Source organism: Cedecea neteri, assembly GCF_000758325.1.
GTDB lineage: Bacteria > Pseudomonadota > Gammaproteobacteria > Enterobacterales > Enterobacteriaceae > Cedecea > Cedecea neteri_B.
In genome coordinates this window covers 3,820,136-3,839,815 of the sequence record NZ_CP009459.1, presented here as the reverse complement: position 1 = coordinate 3,839,815, position 19,680 = coordinate 3,820,136, and the positions used below count along the sequence as shown (strand labels likewise).

General features: G+C 56.9%; 19 protein-coding genes and 1 pseudogene. 13 read left to right on the top strand and 7 right to left on the bottom strand.

The annotated features are described in order from the left end of the window. Nucleotides 1–15 precede the first annotated feature (15 nt). The 8 genes and pseudogenes from LH86_RS17910 to flhE all read left to right on the top strand — a co-directional run bounded on the left by LH86_RS17910 (nucleotide 16) and on the right by flhE (nucleotide 8,386). Entirely contained in the window at nucleotides 16–1,620 is a 1,605-nt protein-coding gene (locus LH86_RS17910; RefSeq protein WP_039304170.1) for a methyl-accepting chemotaxis protein, read from the top strand. Nucleotides 1,621–1,639: 19 nt separating this feature from the next. Next, nucleotides 1,640–2,505: pseudogene (gene cheR, locus LH86_RS17905) on the top strand (protein-glutamate O-methyltransferase CheR). Further along, entirely contained in the window at nucleotides 2,502–3,551 is a 1,050-nt protein-coding gene (locus tag LH86_RS17900; protein ID WP_039294605.1) for a protein-glutamate methylesterase/protein-glutamine glutaminase, read from the top strand. Before cheR ends, LH86_RS17900 begins: the two are co-directional and overlap by 4 nt. Nucleotides 3,552–3,570: 19 nt before the next feature. Beyond that, on the top strand, nucleotides 3,571–3,960 hold the full coding sequence (gene cheY / locus LH86_RS17895; RefSeq protein WP_008453900.1) for a chemotaxis response regulator CheY: 390 nt from the start codon (nucleotides 3,571–3,573) through the stop codon (nucleotides 3,958–3,960). 10 nt (nucleotides 3,961–3,970) lie between these two features. Next, a complete protein-coding gene (cheZ, locus tag LH86_RS17890) occupies nucleotides 3,971–4,621 on the top strand; it encodes a protein phosphatase CheZ (protein ID WP_039304167.1) in 651 nt (216 codons plus the stop codon). Between the two features lie 143 nt (nucleotides 4,622–4,764). Beyond that, on the top strand, nucleotides 4,765–5,916 hold the full coding sequence (gene flhB, locus LH86_RS17885; protein ID WP_008453902.1) for a flagellar biosynthesis protein FlhB: 1,152 nt from the start codon (nucleotides 4,765–4,767) through the stop codon (nucleotides 5,914–5,916). Further along, nucleotides 5,909–7,987 (top strand): flagellar biosynthesis protein FlhA, encoded by a 2,079-nt coding sequence (gene flhA / locus LH86_RS17880; RefSeq protein WP_039304164.1) that lies wholly within the window; start codon nucleotides 5,909–5,911, stop codon nucleotides 7,985–7,987. Before flhB ends, flhA begins: the two co-directional genes overlap by 8 nt. A 3-nt stretch (nucleotides 7,988–7,990) precedes the next feature. Next, a complete protein-coding gene (flhE, locus tag LH86_RS17875; protein WP_039304161.1) occupies nucleotides 7,991–8,386 on the top strand; it encodes a flagellar protein FlhE in 396 nt (131 codons plus the stop codon). Nucleotides 8,387–8,508: 122 nt separating this feature from the next. On the opposite strand, the gene argS is transcribed toward flhE, so the two are convergent. Then, a complete protein-coding gene (gene argS, locus LH86_RS17870; protein ID WP_039304158.1) occupies nucleotides 8,509–10,242 on the bottom strand; it encodes an arginine--tRNA ligase in 1,734 nt (577 codons plus the stop codon). 244 nt (nucleotides 10,243–10,486) lie between these two features. On the opposite strand from argS, the gene LH86_RS17865 reads away from it, so the two are divergent. Further along, a complete protein-coding gene (locus LH86_RS17865) occupies nucleotides 10,487–11,053 on the top strand; it encodes a VOC family protein (RefSeq protein WP_039304155.1) in 567 nt (188 codons plus the stop codon). On the opposite strand, the gene LH86_RS17860 is transcribed toward LH86_RS17865, so the two are convergent. After that, complete coding sequence (locus tag LH86_RS17860) at nucleotides 11,054–12,193, bottom strand: MalY/PatB family protein (protein WP_039304153.1); 1,140 nt, start codon at nucleotides 12,191–12,193, stop codon at nucleotides 11,054–11,056. It lies immediately after the preceding gene. Between the two features lie 91 nt (nucleotides 12,194–12,284). On the opposite strand from LH86_RS17860, the gene cutC reads away from it, so the two are divergent. Both cutC and LH86_RS17850 read left to right on the top strand, forming a co-directional pair. Further along, the gene (gene cutC, locus LH86_RS17855; RefSeq protein WP_039304150.1) at nucleotides 12,285–13,034 is read left to right on the top strand and encodes a copper homeostasis protein CutC; all 750 of its coding nucleotides are present in this window, start codon (nucleotides 12,285–12,287) and stop codon (nucleotides 13,032–13,034) included. A gap of 224 nt (nucleotides 13,035–13,258) precedes the next feature. Continuing rightward, the gene (locus tag LH86_RS17850) at nucleotides 13,259–13,537 is read left to right on the top strand and encodes a DUF1471 domain-containing protein (protein ID WP_008453915.1); all 279 of its coding nucleotides are present in this window, start codon (nucleotides 13,259–13,261) and stop codon (nucleotides 13,535–13,537) included. Between the two features lie 54 nt (nucleotides 13,538–13,591). Here the strand turns inward: LH86_RS17850 and cmoB are convergent, their stop codons facing one another. The 5 genes from cmoB to LH86_RS17825 all read right to left on the bottom strand — a co-directional run bounded on the left by cmoB (nucleotide 13,592) and on the right by LH86_RS17825 (nucleotide 17,190). Next, on the bottom strand, nucleotides 13,592–14,563 hold the full coding sequence (cmoB, locus tag LH86_RS17845; RefSeq protein ID WP_039304146.1) for a tRNA 5-methoxyuridine(34)/uridine 5-oxyacetic acid(34) synthase CmoB: 972 nt from the start codon (nucleotides 14,561–14,563) through the stop codon (nucleotides 13,592–13,594). Continuing rightward, entirely contained in the window at nucleotides 14,560–15,303 is a 744-nt protein-coding gene (gene cmoA, locus LH86_RS17840; RefSeq protein WP_039304143.1) for a carboxy-S-adenosyl-L-methionine synthase CmoA, read from the bottom strand. Before cmoA ends, cmoB begins: the two co-directional genes overlap by 4 nt. Before the next feature lie 39 nt (nucleotides 15,304–15,342). Continuing rightward, nucleotides 15,343–15,738: an MAPEG family protein gene (locus LH86_RS17835; protein WP_008453920.1), complete on the bottom strand. Its 396-nt coding sequence runs from the start codon at nucleotides 15,736–15,738 to the stop codon at nucleotides 15,343–15,345. 70 nt (nucleotides 15,739–15,808) lie between these two features. After that, the gene (locus LH86_RS17830) at nucleotides 15,809–16,627 is read right to left on the bottom strand and encodes a DUF72 domain-containing protein (protein ID WP_039304139.1); all 819 of its coding nucleotides are present in this window, start codon (nucleotides 16,625–16,627) and stop codon (nucleotides 15,809–15,811) included. Beyond that, nucleotides 16,624–17,190: a hydrolase gene (locus LH86_RS17825; protein ID WP_039304136.1), complete on the bottom strand. Its 567-nt coding sequence runs from the start codon at nucleotides 17,188–17,190 to the stop codon at nucleotides 16,624–16,626. Before LH86_RS17825 ends, LH86_RS17830 begins: the two co-directional genes overlap by 4 nt. 268 nt (nucleotides 17,191–17,458) lie before the next feature. Between LH86_RS17825 and aspS the strand changes: the two genes are divergently transcribed. Next, entirely contained in the window at nucleotides 17,459–19,231 is a 1,773-nt protein-coding gene (aspS, locus tag LH86_RS17820) for an aspartate--tRNA ligase (protein ID WP_039294575.1), read from the top strand. Continuing rightward, on the top strand, nucleotides 19,231–19,674 hold the full coding sequence (gene nudB, locus LH86_RS17815) for a dihydroneopterin triphosphate diphosphatase (protein ID WP_008453929.1): 444 nt from the start codon (nucleotides 19,231–19,233) through the stop codon (nucleotides 19,672–19,674). Before aspS ends, nudB begins: the two co-directional genes overlap by 1 nt. Nucleotides 19,675–19,680: the final 6 nt, after the last annotated feature.

Sequence of the window (19,680 nt, the reverse complement as noted above, 5' to 3'; positions counted from 1 at the left end):
CAGAGGGAAGCTTTGATGTTAAACCGTATCCGGATCTCGACCACGCTTTTCCTGATTTTGATTGTCTGCGGCGTTTTGCAGATTGGCAGTAATGGGTTGTCTTTCTGGGCTTTTCGTGACGATTTCCAGAACCTGAAAAGGGTTGAGGTTAGCAATCAGCAGCGCGATGCGTTAACCCAAAGCCGGGCCGCGTTACTGCAGGCCAGCAATGCCTTGAACCGGGCGGGCACGCTGACGGCGCTCAGCTATCCACCGGACGATATTAAGCGCCTGATGGCGGATGCGCGCAGCAGCCTGAAGCAGGCGGATATGCTGTTTAACCAGTTCCTTGAGATCCCGCCGAAAGAAGGTGAAGCCGAGACAATGCTGACGTCGACGAAAGAGAGCTACGCGGCGTTCAGAGACGATCTCCAGCATCAGGCGACGTGGCTCGAGAACAACCAGCTTTCCGACTTTATGACCGCGCCGGTACAGAAATCGCAGGGCGTTTTTGACGCGAACTTCAATGCCTGGCAGCAGAGCATTAATCAGATTGTGCAAACCGCGAGCGGTGACAGCCAGAAAAATTACCATATCTCCGCGGTGATTTTCACCGTGGTGACGATCGTTGCCGTGGTGCTGTTGCTTGGCTCCCTGGCCTGGTCGCGCAAGATGATTGTGCAGCCGCTGGCGATTGTGCGTAGCCACTTTGACAGCATTGCCGCCGGGGACCTGGCGAAGCCGATTTCGGTCTTCGGGCGCAATGAGATCTCGGAGATATTCGCCAGCCTGAAAAATATGCAGGCGGCGTTAAAAGAGACGGTCAGCCAGGTGCGCAGCGGCACCCGCTCTATGCACGCTGGTATCGGCGAGATCGCCGCAGGCAACAGCGACCTGTCGGCTCGCACTGAGCAGCAGGCGGCTTCCCTGGCAGAAACGGCGGCCAGCATGGAACAGCTCACGGCCACGGTGGGGCAGAACGCCGATAACGCTCGCCAGGCGGCACAGCTTTCCCGCAGCGCGGCCGATACCGCGAAGCAGGGCGGGCAGCAGGCAGCGAACGTGGCAAACACCATGCGCGACATCGCGGGAAGTTCGCAGAAAATTAGCGATATTACCAGCGTGATCGACGGGATTGCGTTCCAGACCAATATCCTCGCGCTGAACGCGGCGGTAGAAGCGGCACGTGCCGGGGAGCAGGGGCGTGGGTTTGCGGTGGTTGCCGGGGAAGTTCGTAACCTGGCCAGCCGCAGCGCGCAGGCGGCCAAAGAGATCAAAGTGTTAATTGAAGAGTCCGTTGACCGCGTCCAGCAGGGGTCGAAGCTGGTCGATACGGCGGCGACAACAATGGCTGAAATTGTCCGTTCGGTCACGCAGGTGAACGACATTATGGGCGAAATTGCCTCGGCGTCAGATGAACAGCGCCGTGGGATTGAGCAAGTCGCCCAGGCGGTCAGCCAGATGGATCAAGTCACGCAGCAAAACGCCGCGCTGGTGGAAGAAGCCGCCAGTGCCACCGATTCGCTGGCGGGTCAGGCTGAATATCTTTCCGGCGTGGTCGCGGTATTTAACCTGAGCGGTGCCGATGCTGAGCCCGCAGCCAGTGAATTCGCCGCGACCGGAGAATGGGTAACATCTTGAAGGGAATAAAGAAGGCGCTATGACATCATCTACGCCCACCGGGCAACAGTCATTAATGCTACAGATGACACAGCGTCTGCCGCTGTCCGACGCGCATTTTCGTCGGATATGCCAGTTGATCTATCAGCGCGCGGGTATCGTGCTGGCCGACCACAAACGGGACATGGTTTATAACCGTCTGGTTCGCCGCCTGCGTCTGCTGGGGCTGGATGATTTTGGCCGCTACTTAGGCATGCTGGAGGCCAACTCCAGCAGCGCCGAATGGCAGGCGTTTATCAACTCGCTGACCACTAACCTGACTGCTTTTTTTCGCGAAGGACACCATTTCCCGATCCTTGCGGAGCATGCCCGCAAACGCAGCGGGGACTATAAAGTCTGGAGCGCGGCGGCTTCGACCGGCGAAGAACCTTACTCCATCGCCATTACCCTGGCGGATGTGCTGGGGGCGGCGCGGGCCGATGGAAGGTTTTTGCCAGCGATATCGACACCCAGGTGCTGGAGAAAGCGCAAAGCGGCGTTTATCGCCAGGAAGAGCTGAAAACGCTTTCGCCGGTACAGATGCAGCGCTATTTCATGCGCGGCACGGGGCCGCATGAGGGGCTGGTCCGGGTGCGCAGTGAACTGTCGAATCATATTGATTTTGCGCCGATCAACCTGCTGGACAAGCAGGCACCGGTGCCGGGGCCATTTGATGCCATTTTTTGCCGCAATGTGATGATTTATTTCGATAAACCTACACAGCAGGCGATTTTGCAGCGCTTTGTTCCGCTGCTGAAACCCGGCGGGCTGCTGTTTGCCGGGCATTCGGAGAACTTCAGTAACCTCAGCCGTGACTTCTGGCTGCGTGGTCAGACGGTCTATGGCCTGAGTAAGGAAAGAACATGACGAAAATACGTGTCTTATCGGTCGATGACTCTGCGCTGATGCGGCAGATAATGACGGAAATTATCAACAGTCATAGCGATATGGAAATGGTTGCTACCGCCCCGGACCCGCTGGTGGCGCGCGATCTGATTAAAAAGTTCAATCCGGATGTGTTAACGCTGGATGTCGAAATGCCGCGAATGGACGGCCTCGACTTCCTTGAAAAGCTGATGCGCCTGCGGCCTATGCCGGTGGTGATGGTTTCTTCGCTGACCGGCAAAGGCTCAGAAGTGACGCTGCGCGCGCTGGAGCTGGGTGCGATCGACTTTGTGACCAAGCCGCAGCTTGGCATCCGCGAAGGGATGCTGGCCTACAGCGAAATGATTGCTGAAAAGGTGCGAACCGCCGCCAGGGCTAAGATTGCCGCACATGCGCCAGCCGCTGTGCCTGCGACGCTGAAGGCCGGGCCGCTGCTGAGCTCGGAAAAATTGATTGCCATTGGGGCTTCAACCGGCGGCACCGAAGCGATTCGCCATGTGCTGCAGCCGCTGCCGCTTTCCAGCCCGGCGCTGTTGATTACCCAGCATATGCCGCCTGGCTTCACCCGTTCGTTCGCCGAGCGGCTGAACAAGCTGTGTCAGATCAGCGTTAAAGAGGCCGAAGACGGCGAGCGCGTACTGCCAGGCCATGCCTATATCGCCCCGGGTGATAAGCACATGGAGCTGGCGCGCAGCGGCGCTAACTATCAAATCAAATTACATGACGGCCCACCCGTGAACCGGCATCGCCCGGCCGTGGATGTGCTGTTCCATTCGGTGGCGAAACACGCAGGGCGTAACGCCGTGGGCGTGATCCTCACCGGGATGGGTAATGACGGTGCCGCCGGGATGCTGGCGATGCATCAGGCAGGGGCGTGGACCATCGCCCAAAACGAAGCAAGTTGTGTGGTGTTCGGCATGCCGCGTGAGGCCATCAATTCCGGTGGCGTCAGCGAAGTGGTCGATTTAAGCCAGGTTAGCCAGCAGATGCTGGCGAAAATTAGTGCCGGACAGGCAATACGTATTTAACTGAAGGAGCCCGGATTTTATGGCGGACAAAGAACTCAAGTTTCTGGTCGTAGACGACTTTTCAACTATGCGCCGCATCGTGCGTAACCTGCTTAAAGAGCTGGGTTTTAATAACGTTGAAGAAGCGGAAGACGGCGTAGACGCGCTGAACAAACTGCAGGCCGGTGGTTTCGGCTTTGTGATTTCTGACTGGAACATGCCGAACATGGACGGTCTGGAATTGCTGAAAACCATTCGTGCCGACGGCGCAATGTCAGCGATGCCGGTGCTGATGGTTACGGCAGAAGCCAAAAAAGAAAACATCATTGCAGCCGCACAGGCCGGGGCAAGCGGCTACGTCGTTAAGCCATTCACTGCGGCAACACTGGAAGAGAAACTGGGCAAAATTTTCGAAAAGCTCGGCATGTAAGGAGGCGCAAATGCACTCATCAACAAACCCGGCAACAGAGATACACGAGCATTCACCGACCGATATCATTGCACGTATCGGCAGCCTGACCCGCATGCTGCGCGACAGCCTGCGTGAGCTGGGGCTCGACCAGGCTATTGCTGAAGCGGCTGAAGCTATTCCTGACGCCCGCGATCGCCTGGACTATGTCGTGCAGATGACCGCGCAGGCCGCCGAGCGCGCCCTGAACTGCGTGGAGCTGTCTCAGCCTCACCAGAACCAGCTGGAAAGCGAAGCGAAAGCGCTGAGCGGCCGCTGGGATGCATGGTTTGAAAATCCGATCGAGCTGAAAGATGCGCGCGAACTGGTGACCGACACCCGCAGCTACCTGTCAGACGTCCCGGAGCACACCAGCTTCACCAACGCCCAGTTGCTGGAAATCATGATGGCGCAGGATTTCCAGGACCTTACCGGCCAGGTTATCAAGCGCATGATGGACGTTATCCAGGAGATCGAACGCCAGCTGTTGATGGTGCTGCTGGAAAACATGCCGGAGCCGGACGCTCGCGCCAAGCGCGTGAACGAAGGCTTGCTGAACGGCCCGCAGCTTGATGCTACCGCCGCCGGCGTGGTGGCAAGTCAGGATCAGGTTGATGATTTGCTGGACAGCTTAGGCTTTTAAAATAGCGGCGGCCGCTCTCGCGTGCGTGGGGGAGGCCGCCCGTTAACGTTAAAATAAACGTACAAAAACGTTTGTAATTCCTCTATTAGCCCAACCGTGCTCTGGCATGCTGTCCTTGAAAATGCGGCCACGAGATTGTTGCGGTGTCTGAAGATAGCGATCAGGAAAAAACAGAAGCCCCCACGGCCCACCGACTTGAAAAGGCGCGTGAAGAGGGGCAGATCCCGCGTTCCCGTGAACTGACTTCCCTGCTGATGTTACTGGTGGGGCTGTGCATTATCTGGATGGGCGGGGCGTCGCTGGGCAAGATGCTCGGTGCAATGCTGTCTGACGGCCTGCATTTTGACCATAAAATCATTAACGACCCCAGCCTGATTGTGAATCAGATCAGCCATTTGATTAAGCTCGCCGTGATGGCGCTGCTGCCGCTGATCTCCGGTCTGGTTATTGTCGCGATCGCCGCGCCGATGCTGCTGGGAGGCGTGAACTTTAGCGCCAAGTCGATCAAGTTTAATCTCGGCAAGCTCAACCCGATTGCCGGCATTAAGCGGATGTTTTCCATGCAGACGGCGGCGGAATTGCTCAAGGCGCTGCTGAAAGCGGTGCTGGTGGGCTGCGTGGCCGCCTGGTATTTGTGGCACAACTGGCCGGCGATGATGCGCTTGATGAGTGAGTCCCCGGTGACCGCCCTTGCCAGCGCGCTCAACATGGTGGCGCTTTGCGCCCTGCTGGTGATTCTGGGCCTTATCCCGATGGTGGGATTTGACGTCTTCTTCCAGATTTACAGCCACATTAAAAAGTTACGCATGACTCGCCAGGACATTCGTGATGAGTACAAACAAAACGAGGGCGACCCGCACATTAAAGGGCGTATTCGCCAGCAGCAAAGAGCCATTGCGCGCCGCCGCATGATGGCCGATGTGCCAAAAGCTGACGTTATCGTGACTAACCCCACCCACTATGCGGTGGCTCTGCAGTACGACGAAAACAAAATGAGCGCGCCTAAAGTTCTGGCGAAAGGTGCCGGGCTGATCGCTCAGCGCATTAAAGAAATTGGCAATGAAAACCGCATCCCGATGCTGGAAGCCCCTCCGCTGGCACGTGCCCTGTACCGCCATGCGGAAATTGGGCAGCAGATCCCCGGCCAGCTTTATTCTGCCGTAGCGGAAGTGCTGGCCTGGGTCTGGCAGCTACGCCGCTGGCGCGTGGCGGGCGGCTTAATTCCGAAGAAACCTGAAAATCTGCCGGTGCCTGAGGCGCTGGACTTTGCAAACGAGAAGGACTCCGATGGCTAATCTGGCTGCGATGTTGCGCCTGCCGGGCAACATGAAATCTGGGCAATGGCAAATTCTTGCGGGACCAGTACTGATCCTGCTGATTCTGTCGATGATGGTGCTGCCGCTGCCGCCGTTTGTCCTCGACCTGCTGTTTACCTTTAACATCGCGCTGTCGATCATGGTGCTGCTGGTGGCGATGTTCACCCAGCGCACGCTGGACTTCGCGGCGTTTCCGACCATTCTGCTGTTTACCACTTTGCTGCGCCTCGCGCTGAACGTCGCCTCTACCCGTATCATCCTGCTGGAAGGACATACCGGTGCGGCGGCGGCGGGTAAAGTGGTTGAAGCCTTTGGCCACTTCCTGGTGGGTGGCAACTTCGCCATCGGTATCGTGGTGTTTATTATCCTCGTTATCATCAACTTTATGGTTATCACCAAGGGTGCAGGGCGTATCGCCGAAGTGGGCGCGCGTTTTGTGCTGGACGGGATGCCGGGGAAACAGATGGCTATCGATGCCGATCTGAACGCCGGGATCATTGGTGAAGAAGAAGCGAAAAAACGCCGCTCGGAAGTGACCCAGGAAGCGGACTTCTACGGCTCAATGGACGGGGCAAGTAAGTTTGTGCGCGGCGACGCCGTGGCCGGGCTTATCATCATGGTGATTAACGTGGTGGGCGGCCTGATGGTCGGCGTTATCCAGCACGATATGGCGATGGGCGCGGCGGCACAGAGCTACACGCTGTTGACCATCGGTGACGGCCTGGTCGCCCAGATCCCGGCGCTGGTGATTTCCACCGCAGCGGGTGTGATCGTGACCCGCGTGGCGACCGACCAGGACGTCGGTGAGCAGATGGTGACTCAGCTGTTCAACAACCCGCGCGTGATGCTGTTGGCCGCTGGCGTGCTAGGGCTGCTCGGCATGGTGCCGGGTATGCCGAACTTTGTGTTCCTGCTGTTTACCGCCGCACTGCTGGGCCTGGCCTGGTGGATGCGTGGCCGCCAGATGGCCGCGCCGGAAGCGCCTCAGCCGGTGAAGATGCCGGAAAATAATCAGGCCGTGGAAGCGACCTGGAATGACGTGCAGCTGGAAGATCCGCTGGGCATGGAAGTGGGCTATCGCCTGATTCCGATGGTGGATTTTCAGCAGGACGGTGAGCTGCTGGGCCGTATTCGCAGTATTCGTAAAAAATTCGCCCAGGAGATGGGGTTCCTGCCGCCGGTGGTGCATATCCGCGACAATATGGATCTGCCCCCTGCGCGCTACCGTATTTTGATGAAGGGCGTAGAAATCGGCAGTGGGGATGCATACCCAGGTCGCTGGCTGGCGATTAACCCCGGCACCGCCGCAGGGACGCTACCGGGCGAGGCGACCATTGATCCGGCCTTTGGCCTGGCCGCCATCTGGATTGAGAGCGCGCTGAAAGAGCAGGCGCAGATTCAGGGCTTTACCGTGGTTGAAGCGAGTACCGTGGTGGCAACGCACCTGAACCACCTTATCGGGCAGTTTGCGCCAGAGCTGTTTGGCCGCCAGGAGGCACAACAGTTGCTTGACCGCGTGACGCAGGAAATGCCTAAGCTGACGGAAGATCTTATCCCGGCGGTGGTGACGTTGACTACGCTGCATAAAGTGCTGCAAAACCTGCTGGAAGAGAAAGTGCCGATCCGCGATATGCGCACCATTCTCGAAACGCTGGCGGAGCATGCGCCTATTCAGAGCGATCCGCATGAATTAACCGCCGTGGTTCGCGTGGCGCTGGGCAGAGCTATCACGCAGCAATGGTTCCCTGGCACCGGTGAAGTGCAGGTTATTGGCCTGGATGCGTCTCTTGAGCGTCTGCTGCTGCAGGCGCTGCAGGGCGGGGGCGGCCTTGAGCCGGGGCTGGCGGATCGCCTGCTGGAACAGACTCAGGATGCGTTGCAGCGCCAGGAAATGCTGGGCGCACCGCCGGTGCTGTTGGTGAACCACGCCCTGCGTCCGCTGCTGGCGCGCTTCTTGCGCAGAACGCTGCCGCAGCTGGTGGTGCTCTCTAGCCTGGAGCTGTCCGACAACCGTAACATCCGCATGACGGCGACGATCGGAGCGAAATAAAGAATGAAAGCGTTACTTTTGATGCTGCTGGTGCCATTTGGTGCGCTGGCGTTGGGCGAGGGCTCGTGGCAGGACAGCGGCATTGGCGTTACCCTCAGTAACCGGGGCGTGTCGGCCTCCTCCCGGCCGTTGAAACCGATGCAGCCCGTCAGCGGCAGAATGACGCTGGTTGCCTGGACCTATTCGCTGGACGGCCCGACGCCTGCGGGACTGACCGTCAAACTGTGTTCGCCGACTAATTGCACCCCGCTTGAGGGGGAGAACGGCACCACGCGCGGGCTGACCAACACCGATGCGAATCAGCCGTTGCGCTTTGTCTGGGAAGTGCCGGGCGGCGGTTCGATGTACCCGCCACTGCGGGTGCGCAGTAATCAGGTCATCGTTAACTACGTGCAGTAAGCCGCTTTTTCCGCCATCCGGGATGTATGCGTGTTAATGCATTGTTCTCCGGACGACGTCTGATTCGCCTAAAAAACAAAACCCGGCACGGTGGCCGGGTTTGTTGTTTCTACGTCTGAGACTTACATACGTTCTACGGTGTTGATACCCAACGTATCCAGACCCAGCTTCAGGGTCTTCGCGGTCAGCAGGGCGAGCTTCAGGCGGCTGTTACGGGTGGTTTCGTCAGCTGCGCTCAGGATTGGGCAGTGCTCGTAGAAACTGGAGAACAGGCCGGCAACATCGTACAGGTAGGCGCACATCACATGTGGCGTACCGTCGCGAGCTACCACATTCAGCGTCTCTTCAAACTGCAGCAGGCGGGCGGCCAGCTGAGCTTCACGATCTTCGGTAATGACAACCTTCGCTTTCAGCAGTTCGGCTTCGTCGAGGTCGGCCTTACGGAACACGGACAGCACGCGAGTGTAAGCGTACTGCATGTACGGCGCGGTGTTCCCTTCGAAGGCCAGCATGTTGTCCCAGTCGAAGATGTAGTCGGTGGTACGGCTCTTGGACAGGTCGGCGTATTTCACCGCGCCAATGCCTACCGCTTTCGCCAGGTTTTCCAGTTCGTCCGCAGGCATGTCCGGGTTCTTCGCCGCAACCAGACCGCGGGCGCGTTCCATTGCCTCATCCAGCAGATCGGTCAGTTTCACGGTGCCCCCGGAGCGGGTTTTGAATGGCTTGCCGTCTTTGCCCAGCATCATGCCGAACATCTGATGCTCCAGGGTGACGGACTCCGGCACGTAGCCTGCTTTACGCACGATAGTCCACGCCTGCATCAGGTGCTGGTGCTGGCGGGAGTCGATGAAGTAAAGCACGCGGTCGGCGTGCAGAGTTTCGTAGCGGTATTTCGCACAGGCGATGTCGGTGGTGGTGTACAGGTAACCGCCATCTTTCTTCTGGATGATAACGCCCATCGGGTCGCCGTCTTTGTTCTTGAACTCGTCCAGGAACACCACGGTCGCGCCTTCGCTTTCTACCGCCAGGCCTTTTTCTTTCAGATCGGCCACAATGCCAGGCAGCATTGGGTTGTAGAGGCTTTCGCCCATCACGTCATCGCGGGTCAGGGTCACGTTGAGGCGTTCGTAGGTTTTCTGGTTCTGCGTCATGGTGATGTCGACCAGCTTACGCCACATCTCACGGCAGTATTCATCGCCGCCCTGCAGCTTAACCACGTAACCACGGGCGCGCTCGGCAAAGACTTCGTCTTCGTCGTAGTGCTTTTTGGCCGCACGGTAAAACTCTTCCAGGTCGGCCAGCGCCATTTCGCCCGCGTTTTCCTGCTGCTGTTTTTCCAGGAAGGCGATGAGCATGCCGAACTGAGTGCCCCAGTCGCCAACGTGGTTGGCACGGATGACCTTGTGTCCAAGGAACTCGAGGGTACGCACGGCCGCGTCACCGATGATGGTGGAGCGAATGTGGCCCACGTGCATTTCTTTAGCGACGTTTGGCGCAGAGTAGTCGACGACGATAGTTTGCGGTTCAGACACGCTCACGCCAACGCGATCGGACGCCACGGCGTCATCAATGTTTTTGGCCAAAAATGCCGGGTCGAGGAAAATGTTGATAAATCCTGGGCCGGCAATCTCAACTTTGCTGGCGATCCCGGTCAGATCGAGGTTAGCAATGACCTTCTCTGCAACCTGTCGCGGCGGCATGCCCAGCGTTTTAGCAACGGACATCACGCCATTGGCCTGATAGTCGCCGAACTGGACTTTTGCTGACTGACGAACCTGCGGTTCGCAGTCCGCTGGCGCACCTGCAGCAATCAGCGCCTGGCTGACTTTTTCTGAGAGAAGAGACTGAATATTCACCGGGATACCTTACAATTTGTACTGGGCCGCCACATCAAGGGCAGCCTAAAAATGAGGAAAGAAACAGGGCGAGAGTATAACGTTATTTGCGCTCTGACGTCAGCAAAAGCCTTGCTTGCGGGCGGCGCAATTATTATTAACGGCGCAATGAATAACCATTCATCGGCATTTGGCCCCGGTGGGGAGTTGGCGGCCTGCCAGGAACAGGGTAGATTACGCGGTTTCTAAAAAAGAGGATGGCGGCATGGCACACTGGCAGGCGGTAGATGAACTGCATGATATTTCGGCAGATCTGCCAGGGTTTACGAAAGCGTTAACAGAACTTGCCACCCGGCTTGGGCTGGAGATTGCGCCCCTGGATGCCGATCACATTTCTTTGCGCTGCCACCAGAACGCGACTGCCGAACGCTGGCGCGCAGGGCTGGAAAAATGCGGCACGTTGCTGAGTGAAAATATCATCAATGGCCGTCCGATTTGTTTATTCAAGCTCGATGAACCAGTATGCGTCGAGCACTGGCGGTTTACGGTTGTGGAACTGCCCTGGCCCGGTGAAAAACGTTACCCGCATGAAGGCTGGGAGCACGTTGAGATTGTACTCCCGGGCGCGCCGGAAACGCTTAACGCGCGGGCGCTGGACTTGTTGTCTGACGCCGGGCTGCGTGAAACGGGTATTTCAGTGAAAACCAGCTCCCCGAAAGGCGAGCGCGAAAGATTGCCTAACCCAACGCTCGCGGTCACCGACGGTAAAGTGACCATCAAATTCCATCCCTGGAGCATTGAGCAGATCGTCGCCAGCGAACAGGCCAACTGATTAGCGCTGCCGCACCGCGTTTTGCAGGCGACTGATAGCTTCATTGAGCACGGTGGCCGTGCAGCCAAAATTGATGCGGACAAATTGTTGCTCACCAAAATCTATGCCGGGAGAAAAGCCCAGCCCGGCATTGAGAAAGAATTCTGCCGGGTTCTCTACGCCTAATCCGCTCGCGTCAATCCAGCCGAGATAAGTCGCTTCCGGTGAGATCATTGTTAAACCCGGCGTGGCATTCACGGCCTGCGTCAGCCGATCCCGGTTAGCGCGCAGATAAACCAGCAGTGCCTGTAGCCACGCCTCGCCGTCTCGCCATGCAGCCTCCGCCGCCGTCAGGGCAAGAATATCCACCTCCGGAACAATACCGGCCCGCGCGGCTTTGAATTTGCGGCGCAGGTCAGGGTTGGGAATAACGGCCACCGAGGCGCCAAGCCCGGCAATATTAAAGGTTTTGGACGGGGAGAGTAGCGTCACTGAACGCTGTGCCGCATCTTCACTTAAGGTCGCGAAGGGGATGTGCGTTACGCCGGGCTCAAGCAATAAGTCGCAGTGGATTTCGTCGGAACAAACGACTAAATCGTGGCGTTGTGCAAAGGCCTGATGCTGTTCGAGTTCGTTACGGCGATAAACCGTGCCGCCTGGGTTCTGGGGATTACAGAGCATCAGCAGTTTTTCATTGCCCGTCATGCTGGCCGTTAATGCTTCAAGCTCGAGAATCCAGCGTTTTTCTTTCAGCCTGAGCGGCGCATTAATCTGCGCCCGCCGGGCAAGTTCGGAAGCTTTACGAAACGGCGGGTATATCGGCGTCGGGGCTATCGTCGATTCAGTGGCGGGGGTAAAGGCTCGAACGCAGAGATTCAGGCCGGAAACCACGCCAGGCAAAAAGACCAGCCATTCAGGTTTGATGCGCCACTGGTAGCGGCTGGCGAGTCTTGCGGTCAGGACATCTGTCAGTTCATGCGGGCGTTTGCCGTAGCCAAATACGCCGTGCTGGACGCGCGCCTGAAGTGCCTCAAGGATGCAGGGCGGGGAGCGATAATCCATATCAGCAACCCACATGGGCAGCACGTTTTCAGCAAATTTATTCCACTTCGAACTGTCGCTGTGACGTCTGTCGATCCATTCATCAAAATTGAATGCCATAGTACGCTACCTTTTTGTGAACCTCTTTTAAGATTATCATTCGGTGACAGGGACACAACCGGCGAACTGCAGGTTTTATCAGGAGTAATCAATGGCTTTGCTTGAAATATGCTGTTATGGAATAGATTGTGCTGTTACTGCAGAACAGGCCGGCGCGGACAGAATTGAACTCTGCTCGGGGCCTAAAGAAGGCGGGCTGACGCCGTCCGCTGGCGTGCTGCGTCAGGTGAGACAGAAAGTGTCGATTCCGGTGCATCCGATTATTCGCCCTCGCGGCGGTGATTTTTGCTACACCGACGGCGAATTTGCCACCATGCTTGAAGATATTGCGTTTGTGCGTGAACTCGGTTTCCCGGGGCTTGTTATCGGGATGCTGGATGCAGACGGCAATATTGATTTACCGCGAATGGAGCAGGTGATGCAGGCTGCTGAAGGCATGGCCGTGACGTTCCACCGGGCTTTTGATATGTGCCATCATCCGCTACAGGCGTTTGAGCAACTGGCGGCGTTAGGGGTAGCAAGGATCCTGACTTCAGGGCAGCAGCAAACGGCCGAAGCGGGAATCTCACTTCTTCGGGAACTAAAACAGCATTCCCGTGCTCCAATTATTATGGCTGGCGCAGGCGTGCGTCTTAGCAACCTCGATAAGTTTGTTGCAAACGGTATTGAGGAGCTTCACAGCTCGGCAGGGCGGTCGGTACCTTCTCCGATGCGCTATCGCAAAGCGGGCGTGTCGATGAGCGCCGATGCCGAAGCCGATGAGTTTAATCGCTACTGCGTGGATGCAGATGCAGTAGCGGCCATGAAAAACGCGCTGGTGGACGCAAACCCGCCGCGCTGAAAAGATTTCTACCGCGCATCATGTCGCCCAATATGATGCTTGCTCGTACCAGGCCCCGGCGTATTGCTGGGGCTTTTTTTATTTGTAACCGGCGATGCGTTGCGTAACTATTCCTTCACTTTTTGTACACATTGTTTAACTTCGTTTGCCAGTCACTTACGTTACAAAACACCCTGGGGTGAATAATCCTCTCCGACAACTATCCATGTTAGAGGGAATTAAAAATGAAAAAAATTACTGCAACTGTGATCCTGGCTCTGTCATCCGTCTTTGCATCTGCCGCTTTTGCCGCACCGCTGCCCGAAGTGCTTAACAGCAGCCCGGCAGGACAGGAACAAATTGGCGTTGTGTCCATTCGTGGCGTGTCCGGCAGCACCGATGATGCTATCAACCGACTGCAGGTAAAGGCGGAGAAAATCGGCGGCAGCAAAATTAACATTACTGGCCTGGGCACACCGGGCGACTCCAGCCTGTGGAGTGGCACCGCACAGGTTTATCGCTAAGCGATGGCGAAGATAAATAACCCGGCAATCAGCGCCGGGTTTTTTGTTTATGGGTTATGGCTTGCGGGCCACCAGAACGGCTCGAAGCGGAGCGGGATAACCTTCAATGGTTTTGCTGCTGTCGTTCGGGTTGAGGAAGTCGCCCAGCGATTCGGTGATCATCCACGACGTGCGGCGCTGTTCTTCCTGCGTGGTGACGCAATGGTCGACAATTTTCACGTCGACAAAACCGCATTTCTCCAGCCAGTTTTTCAATGCCAGCGCGGACGGGATGTAGTAAACGTTGCGCATCTGAGCATAGCGCTCGCCCGGCACTAATACGGTATTTTCATCGCCTTCCACCACCAGCGTTTCCAGCACCAGCTCGCCTTCTTTGACCAGCTGATTTTTCAACTGCCAGAGGTGATCCAGCGGCGAGCGGCGATGGTAAAGCACGCCCATCGAGAACACGGTATCAAAGGCGTTTAGCTCCGGAAGTTGCTCAATACCGAGCGGCAGAACGTGGGCGCGCTGATCGTTTCCAAGCAGTTTGCGCACCGCCTCGAACTGGCAAATAAACAGCTGCATAGGGTCAATGCCAACCGCCAGCTGCGCGCCTGCGCCAATCATGCGCCACAGGTGATAGCCGCTGCCGCAGCCCACGTCGAGAATGGTACGCCCGGCAAGTGGCGAAATATGCGGCAAGACGCGATCCCATTTAAGATCTGAGCGCCATTCGGTGTCGATATCCACGCCATACAGCGAGTAAGGGCCTTTGCGCCAGGGCATCAGGTTACGGAGCAGCTTTTCAATGCCAAGCTGCTGGCCTTCGCTCAGCGGCGTGGCGGATTCAGCGGTGACGCTGTGCAGGAGGTCCAGACGATGAGGCGTCATCTCCGGCAGATAGTTCACCGTGTTGTACCAATGCTTGAACTGGCCGTGCAGGGATTCACGCTGCCAGCTGGCAATTTGCGCGGGCAGGGTTTCCAGCCACGGGGCCAGGTGGTTTTTTGCAATCAGCTGATAAAAATTACCGAAATCAATCACGCGACTTCTCCGGATTTGACGGCTACCAGAGAGCCAAAGTTAAAGCACTGGAACCACAGTTCAGCGTGCTCAAAGCCCGCCTGCTTGAGGCGTTTTTTATGGGTTTCGACCGAGTCGGTCAGCATCACGTTTTCCAGCATGCTGCGCTTCTGGCTGATTTCCAGTTCGCTGTAGCCGTTGGCGCGCTTAAAGTCGTGGTGCATGTTAAACAGCAGTTCGCCGACTTCGGCATCTTCAAAGCTGAATTTCTCCGAAAGCACCAGCGCACCGCCGGGCTTCAGGCCCTGCCAGATTTTATTCAGCAACAGTTGACGGTCATCGGGCTCAAGGAATTGCAGCGTAAAGTTCAGCACCACCATTGAGGCATTTTCAATGGCGATATGGCGGATATCGCCTTCGATGACTTCGACGGGCGTTTGCGCCTTGAAGGCATCCAGATGGCGGCGGCAGCGTTCGACCATGGCCGGGGAATTGTCGACGGCAATGATTTTGCAGCCATCGTGATGAATGTTGCGTCGTACCGATAATGTCGCCGCGCCCAAAGAGCAGCCGAGGTCGTAAACCTGACTGTGGGGTTGCACGAAGCGCTCCGCCAGCATGCCAATCATAGAGATAATATTGGAGTAACCTGGCACCGAGCGCTGGATCATATCGGGGAAGACTTCGGCTACCCGTTCATCAAAGGTCCAGTCGCCCAGTTTGGCTATCGGGGCGGAAAACAGCGTATCGCGGTCAGACATAACGTTAAATCCGGAAATTCGAAAGGGGCGTATTTTGCGTTAATGGAGCGAGAAAACCAACTCCCACGGCATATACCATAAGTTGGCCAGCACCATCAGCATCAGCGCGCACCAGGTGGCGCTCATGCCAGAACGACGCCAGCGGATCAGACGATGATGGTATCCGTAGTAATGCAGCAGGCGTCCGGCCAGCAGCATGATACCGCAAATATGCACCATCCAGGTTTCGGCGCCGTCCATTTCCATCAGCAATAAAAGCAGCAGGGAAATGGGAATATATTCCACCGCATTACCGTGAATACGGATGGCGCTTTGGAGTTCACTAAAGCCGCCGTCGCCGTAGGAGACCCGGTACTGCATGCGCAGGCGAACAACGTCGAACGAAAACTTAATTAACAGCAGAGCAGCCAGCACCGCATACAGCGCGCTTACCATATTAACTCCATGTCGAAACAGTTACGGCTCAGGCTATGATAGCTTGCAAGCGGAGTGCTGTCGCTAGTGGTCAGAAAAGAGTGGCCTGCTGCGGGATGGCGGGCGGGGCACCTAATTCAGGGAAAGCGTGCTGCAGCGCGGGCCACAGGGTATGAACCAGCTCCGGCGCCTGGGCGATGTCCGGGGTGTGGAGAAAAAGGTATGGCGTTGTTTTTGTCGCCCATTCAGGCAGCTTTTTTAACCAGACTTCAAACAGCTCGGCATTTTGCGTCATGTCGTCGCTGCCGATAAATCGCACCAGAGGATTACCGGCTGTGACAATGGCATGCACCGGAACTTTGGGCTTTTTACGCTGGGCTTCCCGCACCGCCTCGTTGTGCGGCACTGCGCTGTGAATAGGGCGGCTGTCGAGAATGGCACGATTCACTTTCCGTTCATGCAGGCCACGGTTCAGTGCCTGTTCATCAGCACCTTTGTCGAAAAAGGCAGGGTGCCGCACTTCCACGCCATAGGTGAAGTCAGCGGGTAATCCATCCAGAAAATTCCACAACGCCGGGAGATCGCCAGGCCCGAAGGTGGCCGGTAATTGAAGCCAGTATTGGCCTATTCTGCCCGCCAGCGGCGACATACGGTCGAAAAACTCGGCGGTGAGGTCACCGCAGTTGTGAAGGGCGGCGGTATGGGAAATGGTGGCGGGAAATTTAAAACAGAAGCGAAAACTGTCGCCTGTCATTTCCCGCCAGCGCTGTACGATTTCCGCTTTTGGCAGAGCGTACAGCGTGGTGTTGCCTTCCACACAGTTAAAGTGCCGGGCATAGTCTTCCAGCGAAGTGATGCCCAGCCGGTTCCATTTCGGGTGCTGCCACTGGGGAAGGCCGATGTAAATCATAGCGAAGCGATTATCTCGTCGGTGCTGCGAACGAGGGCGATGCGCGGGAAGATAAACTTCAGGCTGTTATTATGCTGCTCGACGCTGGAGGCGCTGCAGGCATCCTCAGCCAGAACCAACGAGAATCCCATTTCCCAGGCGTTACGGGCGGTGGACTCGACGCCAATATTGGTAGAAATACCGCAAAGGACGATGGTGTCGATGCCGCGGCGGCGCAGCTGTAGCTCAAGGTCGGTGCCGTAAAACGCGCCCCACTGGCGTTTGGTGACTTCAATGTCGCTGTCTTTTTTACCGAGCGCGGCCGGGTAGCTCCACCAGTTTTCAGGCAGGGCATGGCCCGGAGGTGCGGCATCAACAGGTTGTTTGAGGGCTTCGGCGTAATCGGCTGACCAGCCCACTCGCACCATCACCACCGGCGAACCGTTGGCGCGGAATTTCTCAGCCAGGCGAGCTGCACGAGCCACGACGTCGCTGGCGCTGTGGGGACCACCGGCAAACGGTAAAATGCCGTCCTGCAGGTCAATCACCACCAGGGCAGTACGAGATGCGTTGAGTTGTGTCATTGTGACTCCGGTTAACATTGGGGTTTAGGGTCAATACCTTACGCTGGAAGCCAGGTTGCTGAGTTTACAAATTTTGTTAATTTTTGTGAGAATCTGCAATACCGGCGCTGTGATTCGCGCCAGTCGGCGGTTTCGGGGTTATCGCCAGCCATTATTTCCAGTATAATAGCCCCCTTTTTTCATCCAGTTGTGACAGTCGAAATAGCTGCCACCAAAGCGCCTGCCGTCGCAGGTGGCGGGTCGCGTGCAGCTGATTAAGGGATATCTCATGCGTACAGTATATTGCGGGCAGCTCAATCAATCCCATGTGGGACAGCAAGTAACGCTTAGTGGGTGGGTCAATCGTCGCCGTGACCTCGGTAGCCTTATCTTTATTGATATGCGCGATCGTGAAGGCATCGTGCAGGTGTTTTTCGACCCGGACCGTCAGGAAGCGTTCCAGCTCGCCTCTGAACTGCGTAATGAGTTCTGTATTCAGGTTGTTGGCACCGTGCGTGCTCGCGACGAGCGCAACGTTAATAAAGATATGGCGACCGGTGAAGTGGAGGTGTTTGCCACCGAACTGACCATCATCAACCGCTCTGACGTGCTGCCGCTGGACTCCAACCACGTTAATACCGAAGAAGCGCGCCTGAAGTACCGTTACCTGGATCTTCGCCGTCCAGAAATGGCTCAGCGCCTGAAAACTCGCGCAAAAATTACCAGCTTCGTGCGCCGCTTTATGGACGACCACGGTTTCCTAGACATCGAAACTCCGATGCTGACCAAAGCCACGCCAGAAGGCGCTCGTGACTATCTGGTGCCTTCCCGCGTCCACAAAGGCAAATTTTACGCGCTGCCGCAGTCTCCTCAGCTGTTCAAACAGCTGCTGATGATGTCCGGCTTTGACCGCTACTATCAGATCGTAAAATGTTTCCGCGACGAAGACTTACGCGCTGACCGTCAGCCAGAATTTACCCAGATCGACGTTGAAACGTCCTTCATGACCGCGCCACAGGTGCGTGAAGTGATGGAAGACCTGGTGCGCAAACTGTGGATCAACACCATTAACGTTGACCTGGGCGACTTCCCGGTGATGACTTTCGCCGAAGCTGAGCGCCGCTACGGTTCCGACAAGCCGGACCTGCGTAACCCGCTGGAGCTGGTGGATGTGGCTGACCTGGTCAAAGACGTTGAGTTTAAAGTTTTCTCCGGCCCGGCAAACGACGCAAAAGGCCGCGTTGCCGCGCTGCGTGTGCCGGGTGGCGCACAAATCAGCCGTAAACAGATTGACGACTACGGCAAGTTCATTGAAATTTACGGCGCTCGCGGCCTGGCGTACATCAAGGTTAACGAGCGTGCGAAAGGCATTGAAGGCATCACCAGCCCGGTCGCCAAGTTCCTGAACGCGGATATCGTGGAAGCTATCCTGGCACGTACCGGCGCAGCCGATGGTGACATGATCTTCTTCGGCGCGGACAGCAAAAAAGTGGTTGCCGACGCGCTGGGTGCGCTGCGCCTGAAAATCGGTAAAGACTTGCAGATTACCGATGAGAAAAAATGGGCGCCGCTGTGGGTGGTTGACTTCCCAATGTTTGAAGACAACGGTGAAGGCGGCCTGACCGCGATGCACCACCCGTTCACCGCGCCGAAAGACATGACGCCGGAAGAGCTGGCGGCTCAGCCGGAAACCGCGATTGCTAACGCCTACGATATGGTTATCAACGGCTACGAAGTGGGTGGTGGCTCCGTGCGTATTCACAACGGCCAGATGCAGCAGACCGTGTTCGGCATTCTGGGCATTAACGAGCAGGAACAGCGTGAAAAATTCGGCTTCCTGCTGGACGCGCTGAAATACGGTACGCCGCCTCATGCAGGCCTGGCGTTTGGTCTGGATCGCCTGACCATGCTGCTGACCGGCACCGACAACATCCGTGACGTTATCGCCTTCCCGAAAACCACGGCTGCAGCCTGCCTGATGACCGAAGCGCCAAGCTTCGCTAACCCGGCTTCGCTTGCCGAGCTGGGGATTGAAGTCATCAAAAAGGCAGAGAAAAACTGATGCCTTATAAGCGTCCCGTTTCGGTTCTGGTGGTGATTTACGCAGAAGATACGAAGCGGGTGCTGATGTTACAGCGGCGCGACGATCCTGATTTTTGGCAGTCGGTCACCGGCAGCCTTGAAGAAGGGGAAAGCGCGCTGCATGCCGCCCGGCGTGAAGTAAAGGAAGAGGTCGCTATCGACGTGCTCAATGAGCCGCTGCCGTTAGTTGACTGCCAGCGCCGGGTGGAGTTTGAGATATTTACTCATTTGCGTCATCGCTATGCGCCGGGGATCACGCGCAATACGGAATCGTGGTTCTGTCTTGCGCTGCCTCATGAACGCCAGATTACGATTACCGAACATCTGGCCTGGAAGTGGGTGCCCGCCGAAGAGGCGGCCCTGATGACCAAGTCATGGAGCAACCGGCAGGCGATTGAAGAGTTTGTAATTGATGCCGCCTGATACAGG